Below are 21,107 nucleotides of genomic sequence, written 5' to 3'. Positions count from 1 at the left end.
ACGGCGGCACCGGGGGGTTCTCGCAGGTCAGGCCGGAGCGACGTCCGTGGACGGCGACGGGTCGGCAGGGGTGTCGGCGACCCCTCCGCCGGCCGCGGCCTTCGCCGCGGCCTCCCGCGCCTCCGCGGCGGCGCTGATCTCGCGCCAGGCGGACTCGGCCGCCTGTTGCTCCGCTTCCTTCTTGCTACGGCCGGTGCCGGTGCCGTACGAGACACCACCGACGCGAGCGGCAGCAGTAAAGGTCTTCTCGTGGTCCGGGCCGGTCTCCGTGACGAGGTACTCGGGGACTCCGAGGCTCTCGCTCGCGGTGAGCTCCTGGAGGCTGGTCTTCCAGTCCAGGCCGGCGCCGAGGTTCGAGGACCTGTCGATCAGCGGGTCGAAGAGCCGGTGGACCAGCTCCGATGCCGCGTCGAGGCCCTGATCGAGATAGACCGCGCCGATCACCGCTTCCAGGGTGTCGGCGAGGATGGAGGCCTTGTCCCGGCCACCCGTGCCCTCTTCACCGCGGCCGAGCCGGATGAAGGAGCCGAGTTCGAGGCCGCGGCCCACTTCCGCAAGCGCCCGCGAGTTGACCACCGCGGCCCGCAACTTGGCCAGCTGGCCTTCGGGCAGGTCGGGGTGGGTGCGGTACAGCGTGTCCGTGACCACCAGACCGAGCACGGAGTCCCCGAGGAACTCCAGCCGCTCGTTGGTGGGCAGACCGCCGTTCTCGTACGCGTACGAACGGTGGGTCAGCGCACGCACCAGAAGGGCGGACTCGAGTCGGTACCCGAGCCGCCCTTCCAGAAGCGTGTGGGACGAGGCTGTGTTGACGTTGTCTGCCTGCTTCTTGGCGTGGGACAACTCAGACATCGGGCCTCTCACCAGCCGCTCAGACCTCGAGGACCTGGCGCTTGTTGTACGTGCCGCAGCTGGGGCACGCGATGTGCTGCAGCTTCGGCTCCTGGCAGCGCTCGCACGAAACCAGGGTGGGGACCGCAGCCTTCCACTGCGACCGGCGGTGGCGCGTGTTGCTGCGCGACATCTTCCGCTTCGGAACAGCCACGGCTACTTCTCCTGCTTCTTGTCGACGCCGGGTGCGGCGCCGCCCATGTTGTCCTTCTCGCCGTCCTGAACGGTCTCGGCGAGTCCTTGCAGTGCCGCCCAACGAGCGTCGACGGCATCGTGGTGGTGGCCGGGATTCTCGTCCAGCCTGACTCCGCACTCGGAGCACAGACCGGCACAGGATTCCTTGCACACCGGCTGCATCGGCAGTGCGAGCACCACCGCATCACGCAGCACCGGCTCGAGGTCGAACAAGCCGTCCTCGAGGAAAAGCCTGTCCTCGTCGTCCTCGGCGTCGTCGACCGGGTCCGCGGGCTTGCCGTGGTTCCGGTCGTCGGCGTCAGGGTACGAGAACATCTCCTGGAAGTCCGCCTCGACCTCGCGGCTCAGCGGCTCCAGACACCTTACGCACTCCCCCTCGACCGTCGCACGGGCGGTCCCGGTGACGAGCACGCCCTCCATGACGGATTCGAGGCGGAGGTCCAGTTTCACCGGAGCGCCCTCGGGCACTCCGATGACGTCGCCGATACCGAGATCGGCGGGGGCGTCCGCCGTGCGGGTCAGCCGCTTCATGGCACCCGGACGCCGCCCCAGCTCGTGCGTGTCGAACACGAGGGGGTTTCGGTGGTCGAGGTGGCCGTTCAGGGCTTCTCCTGCTTTCGGATCGAACGCGTCACGCGTGGTGGGAGGGGCCGACCGGTCCGGAATCGAAGCGGGCAGCCGAGATCGCGGACATACGCGCGACCGAACAGCCAGGATACTGGACACACCGCCCAGCTCCCAATCCGGGCCCTGCGGCGGTCAGCGTTCCTGTTCGTAACGGCGGAGCTGGTCCAGGTCGATCATGCTGGTGTCGAACAGGCTGGTCTCGTCCAAGGCGCCCTCGCCGGACTGCTGGAGGGGCTGCTGGGACTGGACCGGCTGCTGCCAGGCGTCGTAGCCGCCCTGCGCGGGCGTCGCCGCCGTGGCCGAGCCGGAGTCGGCTCCCGCCGCGTCGTAGCCGCCCTGCGCGGGCATCGCGGCGCGCGCCCCGCCCTGGTCGTAGCCCTGCTGCTGGTAGGCCGCGTACGGGTCGGGCTGCTGGTAGCCGTAGACGTCCTGCTGGGCCTGCCGGTCCTGGTAGGAGGCGTCCTGCTGCGGCTGCTCCTGGTAGCCGTAGCCCTGGGCGTACTGCGGTTCCGGCCGGGCGTACTGCGGTTCGGCCTGGTGCGGCATCCGGAGCGGCTGCGGGGCGGCCACCTCGGCCAGTCCGGCCCAGTGGTCCTCGTCGCTGGTGTGCCCCTGATCGCCGGCCGCGTCCTGGGCGGCGATGTGCGCGCCGAGCTCGTCGGTGGCGACCCGGCCGTGCAGCTTCTGCCGGCCCCGGCCGACCGCCTCCAGGGTCTTGGCGAGCACCGCCTCGAAGGCGCCGAGCTTGGTGTCCACGTACGCGTCGGCGCGGCTCCGGAGGGTGTCCGGGTCGGTGCTGCGCTCGGGGGCCTCGGCGAAGTCCGGGTCCTCGTAGCCCTGCTCGTCGAAGCCCTGGCCGCGGCCGAGGAGCTTCTCGCGGCCCCGGTCGACGGAACCGATGGTCTTGGTGAGGACGACCTCGAAGTTGGCGAGCTTGCTGTCGACGTACTCGTCGGCCTCGGCGCGGACCTCGTCGGCCTCCTTGCGGGCCTCGGCGAGGATTCGGTCGGCCTCGGCCCGGGAGCGCCGGGCGATCTCGGTGTCGGAGATCAGGGCGGTCCGCTCGGCGTGGGCGTTCTCGATGATGCGGCCGGCCTCCTGGCGGGCCTGCTCGACGAGCTGTTCGTGGCCGCCGATGACCTCCGCGGCCTGGGCGAGCGAGCCGGGCAGGGCGTCGCGCACCTCTTCGAGCATCGCGAGCAGTTCGGCGCGGTTGACCACGCAGGACGCCGACATGGGCATGGACCGGGCGTTCCCGACCGTCTCGACGATCTCGTCGAGCTTCTTCTGCACGTCCACCGTGTGCTCGCCACTCTCTACTGCCGGTTGGAGACGGACGGGACGACTGTACGGCCAGTCGGCGCCCGCCCGACACCTGCGGTGGGTACGGCTGACGCGCTGTCAGTGGCTCAGCTCCGGGCGAGGCGTTCGGCCAGGGCCTCCTGGACCACCGGCGGCAGCAGGTGGGAGACGTCGCCGCCCCAGGTGGCGACCTCCTTGACCAGCGAGGAGGACAGGAAGCTGTAGGTGGGGTTGGTCGGCACGAAGAGCGTCTCGACGCCGGAGAGCCCGTTGTTCATCTGGGCCATCTGGAGTTCGTAGTCGAAGTCGCTGACGGCCCGCAGGCCCTTCACGATCGCCGGGATGTCGCGCTGCTTGCAGAAGTCGACCAGCAGGCCGTGGAACGACTCGACCTGGACGTTGCCGAACTCCGCGGTGACCTGGCGGATGAGGTCGATCCGCTCGTCGACCGTGAACAGGCCCTTCTTGGACTGGTTGATCATCACCGCGACATGTACGACGTCGTACAGCTTCGAGGCACGGCCGATGATGTCGAGATGTCCGTTGGTGATGGGGTCGAACGACCCCGGGCATACGGCGCGGCGCAACTTGATTCCCTCGCTCTCCGGTCCGGTCATCGTGCGTCTTCGCACGTAGCGGCGGCGCGACCGTACCAAAGCGTCCCCTCGCCGTAGCGACGGGCCCGCAATGGCTCGAAACCCTTGGGCCAGCTGAATTCTCCGCCTCTGGTGCTGCGTTCCACGGTGACGAGCGCGTCGCCCGTGAGCCACCCCTGGGCACGGAGTGTGAGCAGGATCTCGCCAAGATCGTCGTCGGTGACGGCGTACGGCGGGTCCAGGAAGACCACGTCGTACGGTTCGGCCGGTGCCGGACCCGTCACGATCTGTTCGGCTTTGCCGCCTCGGACCTCGGCGCCGGGCAGGCCTAGGGTGCGGGCGTTGTCCTTGACGGTGCGCAGGGCCTTGGGGTCGGCTTCCACGAGCAGGGCGTGGGCGGCGCCCCGGGAGAGCGCTTCGAGGCCGACGGCGCCGGAGCCGGCGTAGAGGTCGGCGATCCGGATGCCGTCCAGGGTTCCCAGGAGCGCCTGCCAGGTGGAGAACAGGCCCTCGCGCGCGCGGTCGGATGTGGGGCGGGTGCCGGTGCCGGGCGGGACGGCCAGGCGGCGTCCGCCGGCCACGCCTGCGATCACGCGGGTCATGGGTGACTGGTCCTCGGGTCGGGGCGGCGCTCGGGGTGCCGTGGGCGCCGTGCCTCCCACGATATGGCGTCGGCGGGGGTGGAGCGCCCCGGGGCGGGCGGTGCCCGGTGCTCCGGAGGGCCGGGGGTCCGGTGCGCCGGGGCGGCGGGCGGGGGTCCGCCCGCGCTCACCCCTTCTCCAGGTACTCCTCGCGTTCCTTGTCGAGCAGGGCGTCCAGGGCGGTGCGCAGCTCGGGCAGGCGTTCCAGGCCGGGGTCGGCGGCCACGACGGCGACGGCCTCCTGGCGGGCGGCGGCGATGACCTCCTCGTCGTCGATGACGCTGAGGACCCGCAGCGAGGAGCGGACGCCGGACTGGGCCTGGCCGAGGACGTCGCCCTCGCGGCGCTGTTCGAGGTCGATCCGGGACAGTTCGAAGCCGTCCAGCGTGGCGGCGACGGCGGAGAGGCGGGCGCGGGCCGGGCTCGCCTCGTGGGCCTCGGTGACCAGCAGGCAGAGGCCGGGGGCGGAGCCGCGGCCGACCCGGCCGCGCAGCTGGTGCAGCTGGGAGACGCCGAAGCGGTCGGCGTCCATGATGACCATGGCGGTGGCGTTGGGGACGTTGACGCCGACCTCGATGACGGTGGTGGCGACCAGGACGTCGACGTCGCCGGCGGCGAAGCGGCGCATCACGCCGTCCTTGTCGTCGGGCTGCATCCTGCCGTGCAGCACCTCGACGCGCAGTCCCGTCAGCGGGCCCTTGGCGAGCTGCTCGGCGATCTCCAGGACGGCGAGCGGGGGCCGCTTGTCCGCCGCGGCCGCCTCCTCCTCGTCGGCAGCCTTCCTGCCCTTCCCCTTCTTTTTGGCGGCCTCGTCCTCGTCGTCCCCGATGCGGGGGCAGACGACGTACGCCTGGTGGCCGTTCTCCACTTCCTCGCGGACCCGTTCCCAGGCGCGGCTGAGGAAGTGCGGCTTGTCCTTCGAGGGGACGACGTGGCTGGCGATGGGCGAGCGGCCGGCCGGGAGCTGGTCGAGGACGGAGGTCTCCAGGTCCCCGAAGACGGTCATGGCGACGGTACGGGGAATGGGGGTGGCGGTCATGACGAGGAGGTGGGGCGGTTGCTTGCCCTTGGAGCGGAGGGCGTCGCGCTGTTCCACCCCGAAGCGGTGCTGTTCGTCCACGACGACCAGGCCCAGGTCGTGGAACGTGACCTTGTCCTCGATCAGTGCGTGCGTCCCGATGACGAGACCGGCCTCGCCGGTGACCAGGTCGAGCAGCGCCTGCCGGCGGGCGGCGGTGCCCATGGACCCGGTGAGCAGGACGACCTTGGTGCCCTGGTCGGAGCCCCCCAGCATGCCGCCCTCCGCCAGCTCCCCCATCATCTCGGTGATGGACCGGTGGTGCTGCTGGGCCAGGACCTCGGTGGGGGCGAGCATGGCGGCCTGGCCGCCGGAGTCGACCACGGCGAGCATGGCGCGCAACGCGACCATGGTGTTGTGAGTCACGGTGAAGTGATCGGTGACGTACGCATGACTCGCGTCGGTGACACTGATGCACTGCACGGGCTTGCGTCCGACGTACTCGACCGCACGGATCCCCCGTCGGAAGGTGTTGTACTTCGGCCTCGGGCGCATGCGACGCGCCTTCCGGTCGAGCCTGAACGGGACGTACTCGTCGGGCAATGCGACGGAGACGTTAAATGCGGCCTTCTTCGGCAGGACTCGAGCCCTTCCCCCCAGCGAGCGGACCAGCCATGCCACGTCGTCCGCCAGCGGCCGGGAGGCCGAACAGAACGACACGCTCATGCCTTGGGCATCCACTGTCCCGTCCGTGTCCATGAGCCCCTGCAGGACCGCCAGACGGTTTTTGACCGATGTGTTCTTGAAGGCGAGGGGCAGGAACTTGTCGTGCGAAGTGAGTCCCCAGAGACCGAGCTCACGCAACACGCTGATCACTGGGTTTCGGCGGGTGCCACCCCTGGGGCCTGCCAGCCCGATGGTGTAGTCACAGCGCGAGCCGGGAACCGGTGCAACCGCGCAATCCGGAGCCAGAATCGAGCGCACGGCAGCCAGGAGTTCCTCGTCGGCCGTCGAAAAGCGCAGGTTGTGTCGGAAGGACCCGTCTCCCAGCAGCAAGCCGAAGAGGTAGGGGTCGAGAGGCGGTGCCGTGCCATCGGACAGATCCACCGGGGTGGCCACCGGGAGGTACCACTTCGAAGATCCGTCGGCCTTGAACGTATCCGCGCGGATCTCGCGGGTCGTCATGACCCTGGGGGTCTGTCCCCGATCCCAAGCGCAGCTGGTTCCGACGATCCACAGATGTTCGTCATCACACTCCACGGAGGTGTCATCGGACAGTACGAGACGCCATACGTCCCGCTCGCCCTGGGGGAAGACACCTCCGACGAAGCTGATCTCACCGTTGGGGAGCACGACCTGGTCTCCCACGGAGATGTCCCCCATCCTCCTGAAGCCCGCAGGCGTCAGGACGAGTGAGTCGAGGGGCTGCGCCTTTCCCGAACCGACCTCGCCCTGGAGGAGGCGGTGCATCGGGTGCTCGGTGGCGAGGGCGTCGAAGATCTCCGCGGAGACCTTCCGCTGGCCGTCGGTGAGGGTGAACGGCAGCTTCGCGTCGAACGCGTCGAGGAGGCCGCCGGGTACGGGCCTGCGGGCGACGGCCGGGAGCTGGGTGTCGGCGTACCTGCGGCGGGCCAGGGCGACCTGGAGGACGAACGCCTCGTCCCACTTCAGCCGGTCCCTGGCCGCGGCGACGTCGGCCTTGGTCTGCGGCCGGTGGATCTTCAGGAGCGCCTCGGGCAGCGGAGCGAGGCCTCGGCCCTCGCGCAGGGCGGCGGGCAGCGGGTCCACGGCCTCCCGGGCGCTGGGCAGCACCGTGTCGACCGCCTTGGCGATCCGCCAGGAGTCGAGCTGCTTGCAGGCGGGGTAGATCGGCAGCAGCCTGCCCGCGAAGGCGTCCACGGCCTCGCTCGCCCCGTCGGTGTCCTCGGCGTCGAGCAGCTGGTAGGTGGGGTGGGCGAGCTGCATCTTCCGGTTGAAGACGGAGACCTTGCCGGCGAACATGGCGCGCCGGCCGGGCAGCAGCTCCTTGTGCGGCTTGTGGACGCCGTGGCCGAAGAAGACCAGCTGGAGCCGGCCGTGGCCGTCGGTGAGGGTGACTTCGAGGCGCTTGCCGCGTCCGCCGTTGAACGTGAGGACGCGGGCGTCGGCGACCTGGGCGACGACCGTGACGTGCTCGTCGAGCGGGAGGTCGGTCAGCGCCGTGAGCCGGCCGCGCTCCTCGTACCGGCGCGGGTAGTGATGCAGGAGATCACCGACCGTGTGCAGGTCGAGGTGCTCGGCCATCACCTTCGCGGTGGGACCGCCGAGCAGCTTCTTCAGGGGTTCGTCGAACGCAGACACGCGATCCATTGCACACCACGGCAGTGACAGTTGTCCGTCGGGCACCGCCGGGGGCCCGTCGGTGCGCCTGGTCCTACTCCACGCCGATCAGCAGCGGCGCGCCCCGATGGCCGCCGCGGTAGGTCGTCGTGTCCACCGCCAAGTGGCCCTCGCGGACGTGTTGTTCCAGGGTTTCGGCCAGGGTGGGCGGGGTGTCGTCGCCGAGGACGAGGGTGACCAGTTCACCGCCGGCCGCGAGCATCCGGTCCAGGACCTTGCGGGCGGTGCCGGGGACGTCCTGGCCGATGACGGCCACGTCCCCGTCGATCAGGCCGAGGATGTCGCCGGCCTGGCAGATGCCCGCCGTGGTCCAGGACTGCCGTTCGGCGACGGCCAGTTCGGCGTAGCGGGTGGCGCCGGCCGCCGCGGTCATGGCGACCACGTCCTCGTCGAAGCTGCGGTCCGGCTCGTGGACGGCCAGGGCCGCGATGCCCTGGACGGCGGCCCGGGTCGGGATGAGGGCGACCCTGACACCCTGGGCCCTGGCCTGTTCGGCGGCGGCAGCGGCGGTGTGGCGGAGGTCTCCGTCGTTGGGCAGCAGGACGACCTCGCGGGCGTGGGCGCGGCGGATCGCGTCGACGAGTTCGCCGCTGGCGGGTGGTTCGCCGGGCCGGGCGAGCACGGTGGTCGCGCCGGCTTCCCGGCACAGGGCGGCCAGCCCCTCCCCCGGGACGACCACGACGACCGCGCGGCGGGCGGGTTCGGGGCGGGCGTGCGAGCGGTCGGCGGCGAAGTGGGTGATCCGGATGCGGTACGGCCGGCCGGCCTCGACGCCGGCCTCCACCGCGGCGCCCGCGTCGTCCACGTGGACGTGGACGTTCCACAGGCCGTCGCCGCCGACCACCACGAGGGAGTCGCCGAGCGCGTCCAGCCGGGCGCGCAGCCGCGCGACGGCCTCGTCGCCGGCCTCCAGCAAGTAGATGACCTCGAAGGCGGGCCCGCTGCCCGCCCCGTCGGCCGCCGGGCACCGGGCGTCGTCGGCGGGCGGCGGGACGAACGGGGCGGGGGCCTCGTACGGCCGCTCCGGGGCCCGCCCCGAGACGGCGTGGACCAGGGCTCCGAGCAGGGTGACCAGGCCGCGTCCGCCGGCGTCGACGACCCCGGCCCTGGCGAGGGCGGGGAGCTGTCCGGGGGTGGCGTCCAGGGCGGTGCGCGCCCCCTCGTACGCGGCCCGGACCACCTCGGCCGTGTCCGCGCCGGGCGCCGCGCTTCCGGCGGCGGCCGCGGCCCGGTCCGCGACGGTGAGGATGGTGCCCTCGACGGGGTGGGCGACCGCTTCGCGGGCCCGGACCGCGGCCCGGTCGAGCGCCAGGCGCATCCGGTCGCCGCCGGTGCCCTCCGCGAGGACACCGGCCATGGCGCGCAGGAGCTGGGCGAGGATGGTGCCGGAATTGCCCCGGGCGCCGATGAGGGCACCGTGGGCCATGGCCCGTACGGCGTCCGCGGCGGAGGGTGCCGAGGTGCCGGTCTCGTGGGCGGCGAACACCGCTTCGACGGCCGCCGCCGCCGATTCCACGGTCAGGTAGAGGTTGGTGCCGGTGTCCCCGTCGGCGACCGGGTAGACGTTGATCGCGTCGATCGCCTCCCGCTCCCGGCCGAGCGCGTCCAGGGCGAGGGTGCACCAGGTCCGTACCGCGACGGCATCCGGTTCGTCGGCGGTCTGCGGCACCTCGGGTCCTCCTCGGAACAGGGACTCGGAACGGGGACGGAGCGGCCGGCCGCACCGCAGGTCAGGGTCTGTCCGGCGGATCCGGGCCGCACAGACCCTAGCCCCGGTCGGGGGTGCGGCCGGTCCGGGGGCGGGGAGGGCGGCGGTGGAACCCATGGTAGTTTCGTATCTCCGGAGCAGCCGTTGTATGCTGCTTCGGTTGCCCGACGAAAGTCGGGACATTCCCCCGGTACCGCCACTTCAGACCTTGAATCCGGCGTACCGGAATTCACTGTAAGTGCATCTGAAGTCTTTGGAGTGACCCGTGGCTGCCAACTGCGACGTTTGCGGCAAGGGGCCGAGCTTCGGCAACAACATTTCGCACTCGCACCGCCGTACGTCCCGTCGCTGGAACCCCAACATCCAGCGCGTGCGTGCCGTGGTCGGTCGGACGCCGAAGCGGCTCAACGTCTGCACCTCGTGCATCAAGGCCGGCAAGGTCGCGCGCTGACGTTCCCGTCGTAGCGCAGCCCTACCGGTTGCCCAAAAAGCCGGTCCATCTCGGTGGACCGGCTTTTTGCTGTGCCCGGACGCCGGCGGGTGCCCGCGGCGTCCGGTGGGCCGCGCGGTCAGCCCGCGTCAAGCGGCCGCCAGCCGTGGCGTACCGGGCCGATGCCCGCGCCGAGCGGGAAGCCCGCCTCGATCGCCCCTGTGACGTACGCCTTCGCGGCGCGGACCGCCGCCGGTACGCCGGCGCCCCGCGCCAGGTGGCTCGCGATGGCGGAGGCGAGGGTGCAGCCGGTGCCGTGGGTGTGCCGGTTGTCGTGGCGGGGGGCGCGCAGCCAGTGCTCCTCGGTGCCGTCGGTGAGCAGGTCGACGGGCTCGCCGGGCAGGTGCCCGCCCTTGATCACGACCCAGCGGGGCCCGAAGCCGAGCAGCACGCCGGCGGCCCGGGCCATTCCGGCCTCGTCCGTGACGGTGATGCCCGTGAGCTGCGCCACCTCGTCCAGGTTGGGGGTCGCCACGGTCGCGACGGGGAGCAGCTTCGTGCGGACCGATTCGAGGGCGTCCGCGGCGAGGAGCGGGTCGCCGTGCTTGGAGACGCCGACCGGGTCGACGACGACGGGGGCGCCGGTCCCCGCGAGGAGCTCCGCGACGGTCTCGACGAGGGGCGCGGACGCCAGCATCCCGGTCTTGACCGCGTCGACGCCGATGTCGTCGACGACGCTGCGGTACTGGGCGCGGACCGCCTCGGGGGGCAGTTCCCAGGCACCCTGGACGCCGAGGGAGTTCTGCGCGGTGACGGCGGTGAGCACGCTCATCCCGTGCGTGCCGAGCGCCAGCATCGTCTTGAGGTCGGCCTGGATGCCCGCACCGCCGCCGGAGTCGGATCCGGCGACGGTGAGCACGCGGGGAGGTACGGGGGTGGTTATCGGCATACGCCGCAATCTACTGGGCGTCCTCGATGTCACCGAAGTGGTCCCAGCCGCTCTTGCTGTTCCAGGGCGCCCCGTCGACCGTCACCTGGGGCAGCGCCGAGGGGTTGAGGACCTCGCCGATCACCTTCCAGCGGGCCGGGAGCTTCACGTCGGGCGGGAACGTCGCGACGATGGCGTGGTCCTCGCCGCCGGTCAGCACCCACTGGAGCGGGTCGACGCCGACGGCCTGCCCGATGTCCGACATCTGGGACGGCACGTCGATGAGCCCGGAGCGCAGGTCGATGCGGACCTTGCTGGCCTCGGCGATGTGCCCGAGGTCGGCGACGAGCCCGTCGCTGACGTCGGTCATGGCGGTGGCGCCGAGCCCGGCGGCCGCGGGGCCCGCGTGGTACGGCGGTTCGGGGCGGCGGTGGGCCTCGACGAAGGCGCGCGGGGAGCGGAAGCCCCGGGAGAGCACGGCGTATCCGGCGGCGGACCAGCCGAGCCAGCCGGTGACGGCGACGACGTCCCCGGGCTGGGCGCCCGCCCTGGTGACGGGTTCGTGGTTGCGCAGGTCACCGAGGGCGGTGATCGCGACGGTGATGGTGTCACCGCGCACCACGTCCCCGCCGACCACGGCCGCCCCCGCGACCTGGCACTCGTCGCGCAGGCCGTCCATCAGCTCCGCGGCCCAGGTGACCGGGAGTTCGGCGGGGACGACGAGGCCGAGGAGCAGCGCGGTGGGGACGGCGCCCATGGCGGCGATGTCGGCAAGGTTCTGCGCGGCGGCCTTGCGGCCCACGTCGTACGCCGTCGACCAGTCGCGCCGGAAGTGCCGTCCCTCCAGCAGGATGTCCGTGCTGGCCACCACCCTGCGGTCGGGGGCGGTCACGACCGCGGCGTCGTCGCCCGGGCCGAGCCGGACCGCCGGAGTGGTGGTGAGCCGGGACGTGAGCTCTCTGATGAGCCCGAACTCCCCCAACTCGCCCACGGTTGCCTTCACCGAGTGTCACCTCTCATCTGTCGGGCCGGACCTTCCGGCCTGTCCCCCGCGCGCGCCGCCCCACTCGCGGTCGCGTGCCGTCACTGCTGTCGGTAGTGTCAAGAGATACGTCAACTTGTGCGTTCTGCACGCCACGCTGAGGACGTCATCCGGCCCGTGGGTCTCCCCGCCGCGCGCGGCGACGCGATAACGTGGCGTCCCTTTCCCCCACATGATCCTCGTGGCCGCTCTGGAGGTTCCGTGGTACAGGCGTACATCCTCATTCAGACCGAGGTGGGCAAGGCGTCGATCGTCGCCGAGACCATTTCCGAGATCCCGGGAGTCATCCAGGCAGAAGACGTCACCGGTCCCTACGACGTGATCGTGCGCGCCCGGGCCGACACGGTCGACGAACTCGGACGCATGGTGGTGGCGCGGGTCCAGCAAGTGGACGGCATCACCCGAACCCTGACCTGCCCGGTCGTTCACCTGTAGCCCCCGTCTACGCTGGGCCGGTGACGTCCTCCAGCCGCCGGCTCCCCCATTCCGTGCTCCTCGGTCCGTTCGCCGCCCTGCTGGTGCTTGCCGCGGCGGGCTGTTCCGCGGGCGACGCGACGGCGTCGGTCACGGTGCCCTCCCCCTCCCCGGAAGCCGCAGCCTACTGCCGTGCGCTGGACAGGGAGCTGCCGGATACCGTCGCCGGTCTGGAGCGGAGCGATCCGGAACCCGGTTCGGAGCTGACCGCCGGCTGGGGGGACGGGGCGATCGTACTGCGCTGCGGTGTGGAGCGCCCCGCGAAGATGGACGACGACCAGTCGAAGGGGATCACCGCGAACGGCGTCAACTGGATGCTGGAACAGCGGGACGACGACGGCCCCCGGCTGACGACCACCCTGCGCAAGGTGTACGTCGAGGTGTCGCTCTCGGAGGCGTACGCGCACGACACGACACCGCTCGCGGCTTTCGCGCCGGCGGTGGAGAAGACGGTTCCGAACCGGCTCTAGGGCCGCGGCGAAGGGCGTGCGCTCGAAGCGAGCGCACGCCCTTCGCCGTGCCGGGAGCGGGTCAGCGCAGGCCGGTCGGCCGGCTGAGCGCGGCCTGGATGAGGCGGTCCACCAGCTGCTGGTAGCCGACGCCGCTCTCCTGCCACATGCGCGGGTACATGGAGATCGGGGTGAAGCCCGGCAGGGTGTTGATCTCGTTGATGACGAAGCCGCCGTCCTCGGTGAGGAAGAAGTCGGCGCGCACCAGGCCCTCGCAGGAGCATGCCTCGAAGGCTTCGACGGCGAGCCGCTGGACCTCGGCGGTCTGCTCGTCGGTGAGCGGCGCCGGCACGATCCCGGAGGCGGCGTCGATGTACTTGGCCTCGAAGTCGTAGAAGTCGTGCGCGGTGACGGGCGGGATCTCGGCCGGCGCGCTGGCGCGCGGTCCGTCCTCGAACTCCAGGACGCCGCACTCGATCTCGCGGCCCCGCAGCAGCGACTCGACGAGGAACTTGGGGTCGTGGCGGCGGGCCTCCTCGATGGCCGCGTCGAGACCGGAGACGTCGTCGACCTTGGTGATGCCGATGGACGAGCCGGCCCGGGCGGGCTTGATGAAGAGCGGCCAGCCGTGCTCGGCGGCGAAACCGGTGATGCGCTCGCGGGCGGCGGCGGGGTCGCGGTCCCACTCGCGGGGACGGACCACCAGGTACGGGCCGACGGGGAGGCCGAAGGAGGTGAAGACCCGCTTCATGTACTCCTTGTCCTGGCCGACGGCCGAGGCGAGGACGCCGGCGCCCACGTACGGCACGCCGGACAGTTCCAGGAGTCCCTGCAGGGTGCCGTCCTCGCCGTACGGGCCGTGCAGGACGGGGAAGACGACGTCGACCTCGCCGAGCGCCTTGGGAACGGCCCCGGGCTCGGTGTAGACCACTTCGCGGCTGCCGGGGTCGACGGAGAGCACGACGCCGCCCTCGTCGGACTCGGCCAGCTGGTCCACGTCCGGCATCCGCCGGTTCGCGATGGCCATGCGTTCCGGGTCGTCGGCGGTGAGCGCCCAGCGGCCGTCCGTCGTGATGCCGATCGGCAGGACGTCGTACTTGGTCCGGTCGATGGCGTTCAGGACGGCGCCGGCCGTGACCACCGAAATGCCGTGTTCGGAACTGCGGCCGCCGAACACGACGGCCACACGCGGCTTGCGGAGCTGCTGCTCCGTGCTCTGGGGGAGGTTCTCGCTGCTCATATCGCGATGAGCGTACCTGCTGGTACCGGTCGAGTCAGCGTGGCGCGGGCCGCCCGGGGCCGAACGGGGTCAGTGCCGTTCGGCCTTGGCGCTGCGCGACATCAGCTCCTTGACCGCGACCTTCGGCGGCTTGCCCTCGTGGACGATGCCGACGATGGTCTCGGTCAGCGGCATCTCGACGCCGTGCCTGCGGGCCAGGTCCAGCACCGATTCGCAGGACTTGACGCCCTCCGCGGTCTGCTTGGTGACGGCGATGGTCTCCTGGAGCGTCATGCCCCGGCCGAGGTTGGTGCCGAAGGTGTGGTTGCGCGAGAGCGGCGAGGAACAGGTGGCCACCAGGTCGCCGAGACCGGCGAGCCCGGAGAAGGTCAGCGGGTCGGCGCCCATGGCCGCGCCCAGCCGGATCGTCTCGGCGAGGCCCCGGGTGATGAGCGAGCCCTTGGCATTGTCGCCGAGCCCCATGCCGTCCGCGATGCCGACGGCCAGCCCGATGACGTTCTTGACGGCCCCGCCGAGTTCGCAGCCGACCACGTCGGTGCTGGTGTACGGGCGGAAGTACGGGGTGTGACAGGCGGCCTGGAGGCGCTGGGCGACGGACTCGTCCCGGCAGGCGACGACGGCCGCGGCGGGGCGGCGTTCGGCGATCTCCTTGGCGAGGTTGGGCCCGGTGATGACGGCGATGCGGTCCGCGGACACCCCGGTGACGTCCTCGATCACCTCGCTCATCCGCTTGGCGGTGCCGAGTTCGACGCCCTTCATCAGGGAGACGAGCACCGTCTGCGGCTCCAGGTGCGGGGCCCAGTCGGCGAGGTTGGCGCGCAGCGTCTGGGACGGTACGACGAGGACCGCGAAGTCGGCGCCGCGCAGGGCCTCGGCCGCGTCCGTGGTGGCCCGGACCGAGGCCGGGAGCTCGATGCCCGGCAGGTAGTCGGGGTTGGTGCGGGTGGTGTTGACGGCCTGGGCGACCTCGGCCCGGCGGCCCCAGAGCGTCACTTCGCAGCCCGCGTCCGCGAGGACGACGGCGAAGGCGGTACCCCATGAGCCGGTTCCGAAGACGGCGGCCTTCGCGGGGTGCGTCACGTGAGTCCCTCTCCTTGGGCCCTGCGCCGCTGTTCGACGCGGGCCTTGCGGTGATCGTAGGGCTCGGCGGGTGCCTGCTGCCCCCGGATCTCCTCCAGTTGCGCGGTGACCGCCCGCATGATCACCTCGGTGGCCTCGCGCAGCAGCTCGGGCGTCGGCTCCTTGTCGTAGAACCGGGAGAGGTCGACGGCCGGGCCGGCCTGGACCCGGAGGGTCTTGCGGGGCAGGAGGCGCACCTTCTTCTCCCTGGCGTAGGGCGGCATCACCTCGTTGGCGCCCCACTGCGCGACCGGGATGACGGGGGCCCGGGTCATCAACGCGACGCGGGCGGCGCCGGTCTTGCCGGCCATCGGCCACATCGCGGGGTCCCGGGTGAGGGTGCCCTCGGGGTAGAAGCAGACGCACTCGCCGCGCTCGATGGCGTTCACGGCGGCCCGGAAGGCGTCCAGCGCGTTGGTGGTCTCGCGGTAGACGGGGATCTGGCCGGTGCCGCGCAGCATCATGCCGACGAAGGGGGCCTTGAAGAGCCCGGCCTTGGCCAGGAACCGCGGCACGCGGCCGGTGTTGTACTGGAAGTGCCCGTACGAAAGCGGGTCCAGGTACGAGTTGTGGTTGACCGCGGTGATGAATCCGCCCTCGGCCGGAACGTGTTCCATTCCCCGCCACTCGCGCTTGAACAGAACCACCAGCGGCGGTTTCGCAATGACCGCCGCCAGGCGGTACCAGAAGCCGATTCTGCGGCGGGACACTCGGACACCTTTCCTCTGCGAACGGGGCTGTGGAGCTGATTGCTGCCTGACTACCGAGGGTCAAGTCTCGCCCCAGGCCCCTGCTCTGTCGAGAACACCGTACGCCCCGCCCCGGGGAGCGCCCCTCCGGGTCGGCGCACCGGCAGGCGAGAATGGGCGGCGACGCGTATGGAGGGAGGCACCGCCACGAACACCGACCCGGCCGGCCGCTGGTCCCTGGTCGTCCCGTTGAAGCCCCTGGCGCGGGCCAAGAGCAGGCTGGTGCCCGCCTCCGGCGCCCTGTTGCGCCCCCGGTTCGCCCTCGCCTTCGCCCGCGACACCGTGGCCGCCGCGCTGTCCTGCCCGGACGTGGCGGATGTGGTGGTCGTCACGGACGACACGGTGGCGGGGACGGCGCTGGCCGCGCTCGGCGCCCGGGTGGTGCCCGACTCCCCGGCCGCGGGGCTCAATGCCGCCCTCGCGCACGGTGAGCACGTGGCCCGGGCGGCCCGGGCGGATGCGCCGCTCGCGGCGCTCAACGCGGATCTTCCCGCACTGCGCCCGGCGGAATTGTCCCGGGTCCTCGAATTCTCTGCCGCTTTTCCCCGCGCTTTTGTTCCGGATGCGGCGGGCATCGGGACGACATTTCTGTCGGCCGGTCCGGGAGTGGAATTGCGGCCCGCTTTCGGCGGCCCTTCGCGGGCGCACCATCTGGCGTCGGGCGCGGTGGAAATCACGCTGCCGGGAATCGATTCGGTGCGCCGGGACGTGGACACCGGCGAGGACCTCCGGGTGGCGCTGGCGCTGGGCGTCGGCCCGTTCACGGCGGGCCGCTGGGCCGCCGGGGCGTTGGCGCCGGACCGATAGTCTGCACCCATGCAGGCGACCTCGTACACGTACGACCCCGTGACCCGCAGCGGCAGTGTGCTGCTCGACGACGGCACCCCGGTGGACTTCGACGCAGCGGCCTTCGACGCCGGCGGGCTGCGGTTGCTGCGTCCGGGACAGCGGGTGCGGATCGAGGGCGAGGGCGAGGGGGCCGCGCTGCGGATCACCCTGGTGACGCTGCAGACGTTCTGAGGGGTTCCGGGGCGCTCCCCCGGACAGCCCGCGGGCCGGGCTCCCCGAGGGGAGCCCGGCCCGGCGCGTGTGGGGGCCCGTGCGGCCCGGTCTCACTTCTTGCGCGCGGTGGCCTTCTTGGCCGTGGTCTTGCGCGCCGTGGTCTTCTTCGCGGGCGCCTTCTTCGCCGTGGTCTTCTTGGCGGGCGCGGTCTTGGCGACGGTGGTCTTCTTGGCCGCCGTCGACTTCGCCGCCGCCGGGGTGGCCTTCTTCGCGGCGGCCGTCGTCGTCTTCTTCGCCGGCGACGTCTTCTTCGCGGTGGCCTTCTTGGCCGCGGCCGTGGTCTTCTTCGCCGGGGTCACGGCCTTCTTCGCGGTGGCCTTCTTCGCCACGGCCTTCTTGGCGGTGGCCTTCTTCGCGGCGGCCTTGGCCGTCGTACGGGCGGAAGAACCGCCCGAGAGGCTGCCCTTGGGGGCCTTCTTCACGGCCACGTCGTTCTTGGGGAGCTTCTTGGAGCCGCTCACCAGGTCCTTGAAGCCCTGGCCCGCGCGGAAGCGGGGCACCGAGGTCTTCTTGACCCGCACGCGCTCACCCGTCTGGGGGTTGCGCGCGTAGCGGGCGGGGCGGTCGACCTTCTCGAACGAGCCGAAGCCGGTGACCGAGACCCGGTCCCCCGCGACAACCGCACGGACGATCGCGTCGAGCACCGCGTCGACGGCGTCCGCGGCCTGCTGCCGGCCGCCGACCTTGTCGGCAATCGCTTCTACGAGCTGCGCCTTGTTCACGTCTTCCCCTTCGGAGACATTGCCGGAACGAATCTGTTCAGGCTTTTTCGCACGTTAGGCAGATATATACCGCAAATCAAACACGAAACGGGCTAATCACCCTAGTGCCGCAACGAAGTGGACCGCCGCGCAGTTCTGCGGGGTCAGTCACCTTCGGGGAATCGGCCCTCGTCGAGGTCCTTCATCAACCGGTCCAGACGCCTTGCCGCGCCCGGGAGATCGTGCTTCGCCGTGGCCGTGACGACCAACAGCTTCCGGTTCAACGCCATCCTTACGCCGTCCGGGACTTGCAGTGCGCGCACCCGGGAGTGCGCTTCCTTCAATTGGTCGGCGACTTGGCCGTAAAGCTTGAGTTGGCTGTCGCGTCCCATGCACCGATTGTGCCATCTGGGGCGAGTTGTCGCCCGACGGGGTCCCAACAAACGACTGCGCCCCCTACCAGAAGGCAGGGGGCGCAGTCCTGAAAACGTGCTGATCAGGCGTGAATTGTGCGGGGCTTGTGGGCCGGCCGGGCAGCCTCGTAGGCCGCGATGTCCGCTTCGTTCTGAAGGGTGAGGCTGATGTCGTCCAGCCCGTTCAGCAGCCGCCAGCGAGCGTTCTCGTCGAGCTCGAAGTCGGCCGTGATGCCCTCGGCGCGGACCTGCCGGGCCTCCAGGTCGACGGCCACCTCGGCCGTCGGGTCGGCCTCCGTCAGCTCCCAGAGCGCGTCGACGGTCTTCTGGTCCAGGACCACGGTCAGCAGACCGTTCTTCAGCGAGTTGCCGCGGAAGATGTCGGCGAACCGGGAGGAGATGACGGCCTTGAACCCGTAGTTCTGCAGGGCCCAGACCGCGTGCTCGCGGGAGGAGCCGGTGCCGAAGTCGGGGCCGGCCACCAGGACCGTCGCGCCCTTGCGCTCCGGGCGGTTGAGGACGAAGTTCTCGTCCTTGCGCCAGGCCTCGAAGAGCCCGTCCTCGAAGCCGTCCCGGGTGACCTTCTTCAGCCAGTGGGCGGGGATGATCTGGTCGGTGTCGACGTTGCTGCGGCGCAGCGGGACGGCCCGGCCGGTGTGCGTGATGAAAGCTTCCATGGTTATCGGACTCCGGCAGGCGTACGGACGTCGGACAGGTCGGCCGGCGAGGCCAGACGGCCCAGCACGGCGGTGGCGGCGGCGACCTGCGGGGAGACCAGGTGCGTGCGGCCGCCCTTGCCCTGCCGCCCCTCGAAGTTGCGGTTCGAGGTGGAGGCGGAGCGCTCGCCGGGGGCCAGCTGGTCGGGGTTCATGCCGAGGCACATCGAGCAGCCGGCGTGCCGCCATTCGGCCCCGGCGGCGGTGAAGACCTTGTCCAGGCCCTCGTCGACGGCCTGGAGGGCGACCCGGACGGAGCCCGGGACGACCAGCATCCGTACGCCGTCGGCGACTTTGCGGCCGTCCAGGACGGCGGCGGCGTTGCGCAGGTCCTCGATGCGGCCGTTGGTGCAGGAGCCCACGAAGACGGTGTCGACGCTGATCTCGCGCAGCGGCTGCCCCGCGGTCAACCCCATGTACTCCAGCGCCTTTTCGGCGGCGTTGCGCTCCGAGGCGTCCTCGTACGAAGCGGGGTCGGGGACGTTGGCCGACAGGGGCGCGCCCTGGCCGGGGTTGGTGCCCCAGGTGACGAACGGCGCCAGTTCGGCGGCCTCGATGACCACCTCGGCGTCGAAGACCGCGTCGTCGTCGGTGCGCAGCGTCTTCCAGTACGCGACGGCGGCGTCCCAGTCCTCGCCCTGCGGGGCGTGGTCGCGGCCCCTGAGGTACTCGAAGGTGGTCTCGTCGGGGGCGATCATGCCCGCCCGCGCGCCGGCCTCGATCGACATGTTGCAGATGGTCATCCGGGCCTCCATCGAGAGCTTCTCGATGGCAGGGCCGCGGTATTCGAGGATGTATCCCTGGCCGCCGCCGGTGCCGATGCGGGCGATGATCGCGAGGATCAGGTCCTTGGCGGTGACGCCGTCGGGCAGTTCGCCGTCGATGGTGATCGCCATCGTCTTCGGGCGGGCCATCGGCAGCGTCTGGGTGGCCAGCACGTGCTCGACCTGACTGGTGCCGATACCGAACGCGAGGGCGCCGAACGCACCGTGCGTGGAGGTGTGGGAGTCACCGCAGACGACGGTGGTCCCGGGCTGGGTCAGGCCCAGCTGCGGGCCGACCACGTGCACGACGCCCTGCTCGACGTCGCCCAGCGGGTGCAGCCGGACGCCGAACTCCGCGCAGTTCTTGCGCAGCGTCTCCAGCTGCGCGCGGGAGACCGGGTCGGCGATCGGCTTGTCGATGTCGAGGGTCGGGGTGTTGTGGTCCTCGGTGGCGATGGTGAGGTCGAGGCGCCGCACCCGGCGTCCGGCCTGCCGCAGGCCGTCGAAGGCCTGCGGGCTGGTCACCTCGTGCAGCAGGTGCAGATCGATGTAGAGGAGGTCGGGCTCGCCCTCGGCGCGCCGGACAACATGGTCGTCCCAGACCTTCTCCGCGAGTGTCCTACCCATCGCTTTCCCTCCGGCCGGCGTCGTCGCCGGCCCAACTAGAGATTCGGTGCGCCCCCGTCCCGACCCCCGTACGGGGCGGTGGCTACGGGCCGTTGTGGGGCCGCCGGTACAGGTTCGCAACTTCCCGGGAAATTTGAACTTGCGTTTCACAGAGTGAGACGGGAGTATCGTCGTATGGACAACTCTAGCGGCGTCGGCGTTCTCGACAAGGCGGCTCTGGTATTGAGCGCCCTGGAGTCCGGACCGGCCACCCTCGCCGGGCTGGTCGCGGCGACCGGGCTCGCACGACCCACGGCCCACCGGCTGGCCGTGGCACTGGAACACCACCGGATGGTGGCGAGGGACATGCAGGGCCGGTTCATTCTCGGGCCCCGGCTCTCCGAGCTGGCCGCGGCGGCCGGCGAGGACCGCCTGCTGGCCACGGCCGGGCCGGTGCTCACGCATCTGCGCGACATCACCGGCGAGAGCGCCCAGCTCTACCGCCGCCAGGGCGACATGCGCATCTGCGTGGCGGCGGCGGAGCGGCTGTCCGGTCTGCGGGACACCGTGCCGGTCGGCTCCACGCTCACCATGAAGGCGGGTTCCTCCGCGCAGATCCTGATGGCCTGGGAGGAGCCGGAGCGTCTGCACCGCGGCCTCCAGGGCGCCCGCTTCACGGCGACGGCGCTCTCCGGTGTACGGCGCCGCGGCTGGGCCCAGTCGATCGGTGAGCGCGAGCCGGGCGTCGCCTCGGTCTCCGCCCCGGTGCGCGGCCCGTCCAACCGCGTGGTCGCCGCCGTCTCGGTCTCCGGACCGATCGAACGGCTGACCCGTCACCCGGGCCGGATGCACGCCCAGGCCGTCATCGACTCGGCCGCCCGGCTGAGCGAGGCGCTGCGCCGCAACGGCTGAGCCGGCGGCATCCCCCTCCTCTTCCCCGAAGCCGCCCCAGCGTCGTGGCGGCCCCCTTCTCACGAGCGGTACGGAGCGAGCGGGCCGAGGGCCGCGCCGCGCACAAGCGAAAGGCCCCTCACCGGAGTGAAGGGCCTCTGCCTGT

23 protein-coding genes are annotated in these 21,107 nt (G+C 71.4%); 6 read left to right on the top strand and 17 right to left on the bottom strand.

Going from position 1 to position 21,107, the window contains the following annotated elements:
- Positions 1-27: 27 nt before the first annotated feature.
- The 8 genes from rnc to ABZ564_RS17490 form a co-directional block, all read right to left on the bottom strand.
- Entirely contained in the window at positions 28-852 is an 825-nt protein-coding gene (rnc, locus tag ABZ564_RS17525; protein ID WP_360856648.1) for a ribonuclease III, read from the bottom strand.
- A gap of 19 nt (positions 853-871) precedes the next feature.
- Positions 872-1,045: a 50S ribosomal protein L32 gene (gene rpmF, locus ABZ564_RS17520; protein ID WP_003965982.1), complete on the bottom strand. Its 174-nt coding sequence runs from the start codon at positions 1,043-1,045 to the stop codon at positions 872-874.
- Positions 1,046-1,047: 2 nt separating this feature from the next.
- The gene (locus tag ABZ564_RS17515; RefSeq protein ID WP_360856645.1) at positions 1,048-1,656 is read right to left on the bottom strand and encodes a YceD family protein; all 609 of its coding nucleotides are present in this window, start codon (positions 1,654-1,656) and stop codon (positions 1,048-1,050) included.
- Between the two features lie 189 nt (positions 1,657-1,845).
- Complete coding sequence (locus ABZ564_RS17510; RefSeq protein WP_360856642.1) at positions 1,846-3,012, bottom strand: cell division initiation protein; 1,167 nt, start codon at positions 3,010-3,012, stop codon at positions 1,846-1,848.
- Positions 3,013-3,122: 110 nt separating this feature from the next.
- Positions 3,123-3,602: a pantetheine-phosphate adenylyltransferase gene (gene coaD, locus ABZ564_RS17505; RefSeq protein WP_360856755.1), complete on the bottom strand. Its 480-nt coding sequence runs from the start codon at positions 3,600-3,602 to the stop codon at positions 3,123-3,125.
- Between the two features lie 26 nt (positions 3,603-3,628).
- On the bottom strand, positions 3,629-4,213 hold the full coding sequence (gene rsmD / locus ABZ564_RS17500; protein ID WP_360856639.1) for a 16S rRNA (guanine(966)-N(2))-methyltransferase RsmD: 585 nt from the start codon (positions 4,211-4,213) through the stop codon (positions 3,629-3,631).
- Positions 4,214-4,379: 166 nt separating this feature from the next.
- A complete protein-coding gene (locus ABZ564_RS17495; RefSeq protein ID WP_360856636.1) occupies positions 4,380-7,619 on the bottom strand; it encodes a helicase-related protein in 3,240 nt (1,079 codons plus the stop codon).
- A gap of 64 nt (positions 7,620-7,683) precedes the next feature.
- Complete coding sequence (locus tag ABZ564_RS17490) at positions 7,684-9,318, bottom strand: DAK2 domain-containing protein (RefSeq protein WP_360856634.1); 1,635 nt, start codon at positions 9,316-9,318, stop codon at positions 7,684-7,686.
- 304 nt (positions 9,319-9,622) lie between these two features.
- Between ABZ564_RS17490 and rpmB the strand changes: the two genes are divergently transcribed.
- On the top strand, positions 9,623-9,808 hold the full coding sequence (rpmB, locus tag ABZ564_RS17485) for a 50S ribosomal protein L28 (RefSeq protein ID WP_026171429.1): 186 nt from the start codon (positions 9,623-9,625) through the stop codon (positions 9,806-9,808).
- A 118-nt stretch (positions 9,809-9,926) separates the two neighbouring features.
- Here the strand turns inward: rpmB and thiD are convergent, their stop codons facing one another.
- Positions 9,927-10,736, bottom strand: a complete 810-nt coding sequence (gene thiD / locus ABZ564_RS17480; RefSeq protein ID WP_360856630.1) for a bifunctional hydroxymethylpyrimidine kinase/phosphomethylpyrimidine kinase — start codon at positions 10,734-10,736, stop codon at positions 9,927-9,929.
- A 10-nt stretch (positions 10,737-10,746) separates the two neighbouring features.
- On the bottom strand, positions 10,747-11,718 hold the full coding sequence (locus ABZ564_RS17475; RefSeq protein WP_360856627.1) for a thiamine-phosphate kinase: 972 nt from the start codon (positions 11,716-11,718) through the stop codon (positions 10,747-10,749).
- A 240-nt stretch (positions 11,719-11,958) separates the two neighbouring features.
- Between ABZ564_RS17475 and ABZ564_RS17470 the strand changes: the two genes are divergently transcribed.
- Positions 11,959-12,192, top strand: a complete 234-nt coding sequence (locus ABZ564_RS17470; protein WP_360856624.1) for an Lrp/AsnC ligand binding domain-containing protein — start codon at positions 11,959-11,961, stop codon at positions 12,190-12,192.
- Between the two features lie 20 nt (positions 12,193-12,212).
- Complete coding sequence (locus ABZ564_RS17465; RefSeq protein WP_360856621.1) at positions 12,213-12,701, top strand: DUF3515 domain-containing protein; 489 nt, start codon at positions 12,213-12,215, stop codon at positions 12,699-12,701.
- A 61-nt stretch (positions 12,702-12,762) separates the two neighbouring features.
- Here ABZ564_RS17465 and ABZ564_RS17460 read toward each other — a convergent pair whose 3' ends face one another.
- The 3 genes from ABZ564_RS17460 to ABZ564_RS17450 form a co-directional block, all read right to left on the bottom strand.
- On the bottom strand, positions 12,763-13,920 hold the full coding sequence (locus ABZ564_RS17460; RefSeq protein ID WP_360856619.1) for a D-alanine--D-alanine ligase family protein: 1,158 nt from the start codon (positions 13,918-13,920) through the stop codon (positions 12,763-12,765).
- Positions 13,921-13,989: 69 nt separating this feature from the next.
- A complete protein-coding gene (locus ABZ564_RS17455) occupies positions 13,990-15,000 on the bottom strand; it encodes an NAD(P)H-dependent glycerol-3-phosphate dehydrogenase (RefSeq protein WP_360856616.1) in 1,011 nt (336 codons plus the stop codon).
- On the bottom strand, positions 14,997-15,749 hold the full coding sequence (locus ABZ564_RS17450) for a lysophospholipid acyltransferase family protein (RefSeq protein WP_360856613.1): 753 nt from the start codon (positions 15,747-15,749) through the stop codon (positions 14,997-14,999). Before ABZ564_RS17450 ends, ABZ564_RS17455 begins: the two co-directional genes overlap by 4 nt.
- A 168-nt stretch (positions 15,750-15,917) precedes the next feature.
- On the opposite strand from ABZ564_RS17450, the gene cofC reads away from it, so the two are divergent.
- Together cofC and ABZ564_RS17440 are read left to right on the top strand one after the other, a co-directional pair.
- Positions 15,918-16,595, top strand: coding sequence for a 2-phospho-L-lactate guanylyltransferase (cofC, locus tag ABZ564_RS17445; RefSeq protein ID WP_360856610.1), 678 nt, complete (start codon positions 15,918-15,920; stop codon positions 16,593-16,595).
- 9 nt (positions 16,596-16,604) lie between these two features.
- Positions 16,605-16,808 (top strand): hypothetical protein, encoded by a 204-nt coding sequence (locus tag ABZ564_RS17440; RefSeq protein ID WP_360856608.1) that lies wholly within the window; start codon positions 16,605-16,607, stop codon positions 16,806-16,808.
- A gap of 92 nt (positions 16,809-16,900) precedes the next feature.
- Here the strand turns inward: ABZ564_RS17440 and ABZ564_RS17435 are convergent, their stop codons facing one another.
- The 4 genes from ABZ564_RS17435 to leuC form a co-directional block, all read right to left on the bottom strand.
- Positions 16,901-17,572, bottom strand: a complete 672-nt coding sequence (locus tag ABZ564_RS17435) for an HU family DNA-binding protein (protein WP_360856605.1) — start codon at positions 17,570-17,572, stop codon at positions 16,901-16,903.
- Between the two features lie 143 nt (positions 17,573-17,715).
- The gene (locus tag ABZ564_RS17430) at positions 17,716-17,943 is read right to left on the bottom strand and encodes a hypothetical protein (RefSeq protein WP_360856602.1); all 228 of its coding nucleotides are present in this window, start codon (positions 17,941-17,943) and stop codon (positions 17,716-17,718) included.
- Positions 17,944-18,047: 104 nt separating this feature from the next.
- Positions 18,048-18,641, bottom strand: coding sequence for a 3-isopropylmalate dehydratase small subunit (leuD, locus tag ABZ564_RS17425; protein WP_360856600.1), 594 nt, complete (start codon positions 18,639-18,641; stop codon positions 18,048-18,050).
- Positions 18,642-18,643: 2 nt separating this feature from the next.
- A complete protein-coding gene (leuC, locus tag ABZ564_RS17420) occupies positions 18,644-20,071 on the bottom strand; it encodes a 3-isopropylmalate dehydratase large subunit (RefSeq protein ID WP_360856597.1) in 1,428 nt (475 codons plus the stop codon).
- Between the two features lie 174 nt (positions 20,072-20,245).
- On the opposite strand from leuC, the gene ndgR reads away from it, so the two are divergent.
- Positions 20,246-20,962 (top strand): IclR family transcriptional regulator NdgR, encoded by a 717-nt coding sequence (ndgR, locus tag ABZ564_RS17415; protein WP_018521358.1) that lies wholly within the window; start codon positions 20,246-20,248, stop codon positions 20,960-20,962.
- Positions 20,963-21,107 lie beyond the last annotated feature (145 nt).

This window comes from Streptomyces sp. NPDC019224 (genome assembly GCF_040632605.1).
GTDB lineage: Bacteria > Actinomycetota > Actinomycetes > Streptomycetales > Streptomycetaceae > Streptomyces.
The sequence above is the reverse complement of the archived record's forward strand: the minus strand, read 5'-3'. Positions and strand labels throughout refer to the sequence as shown.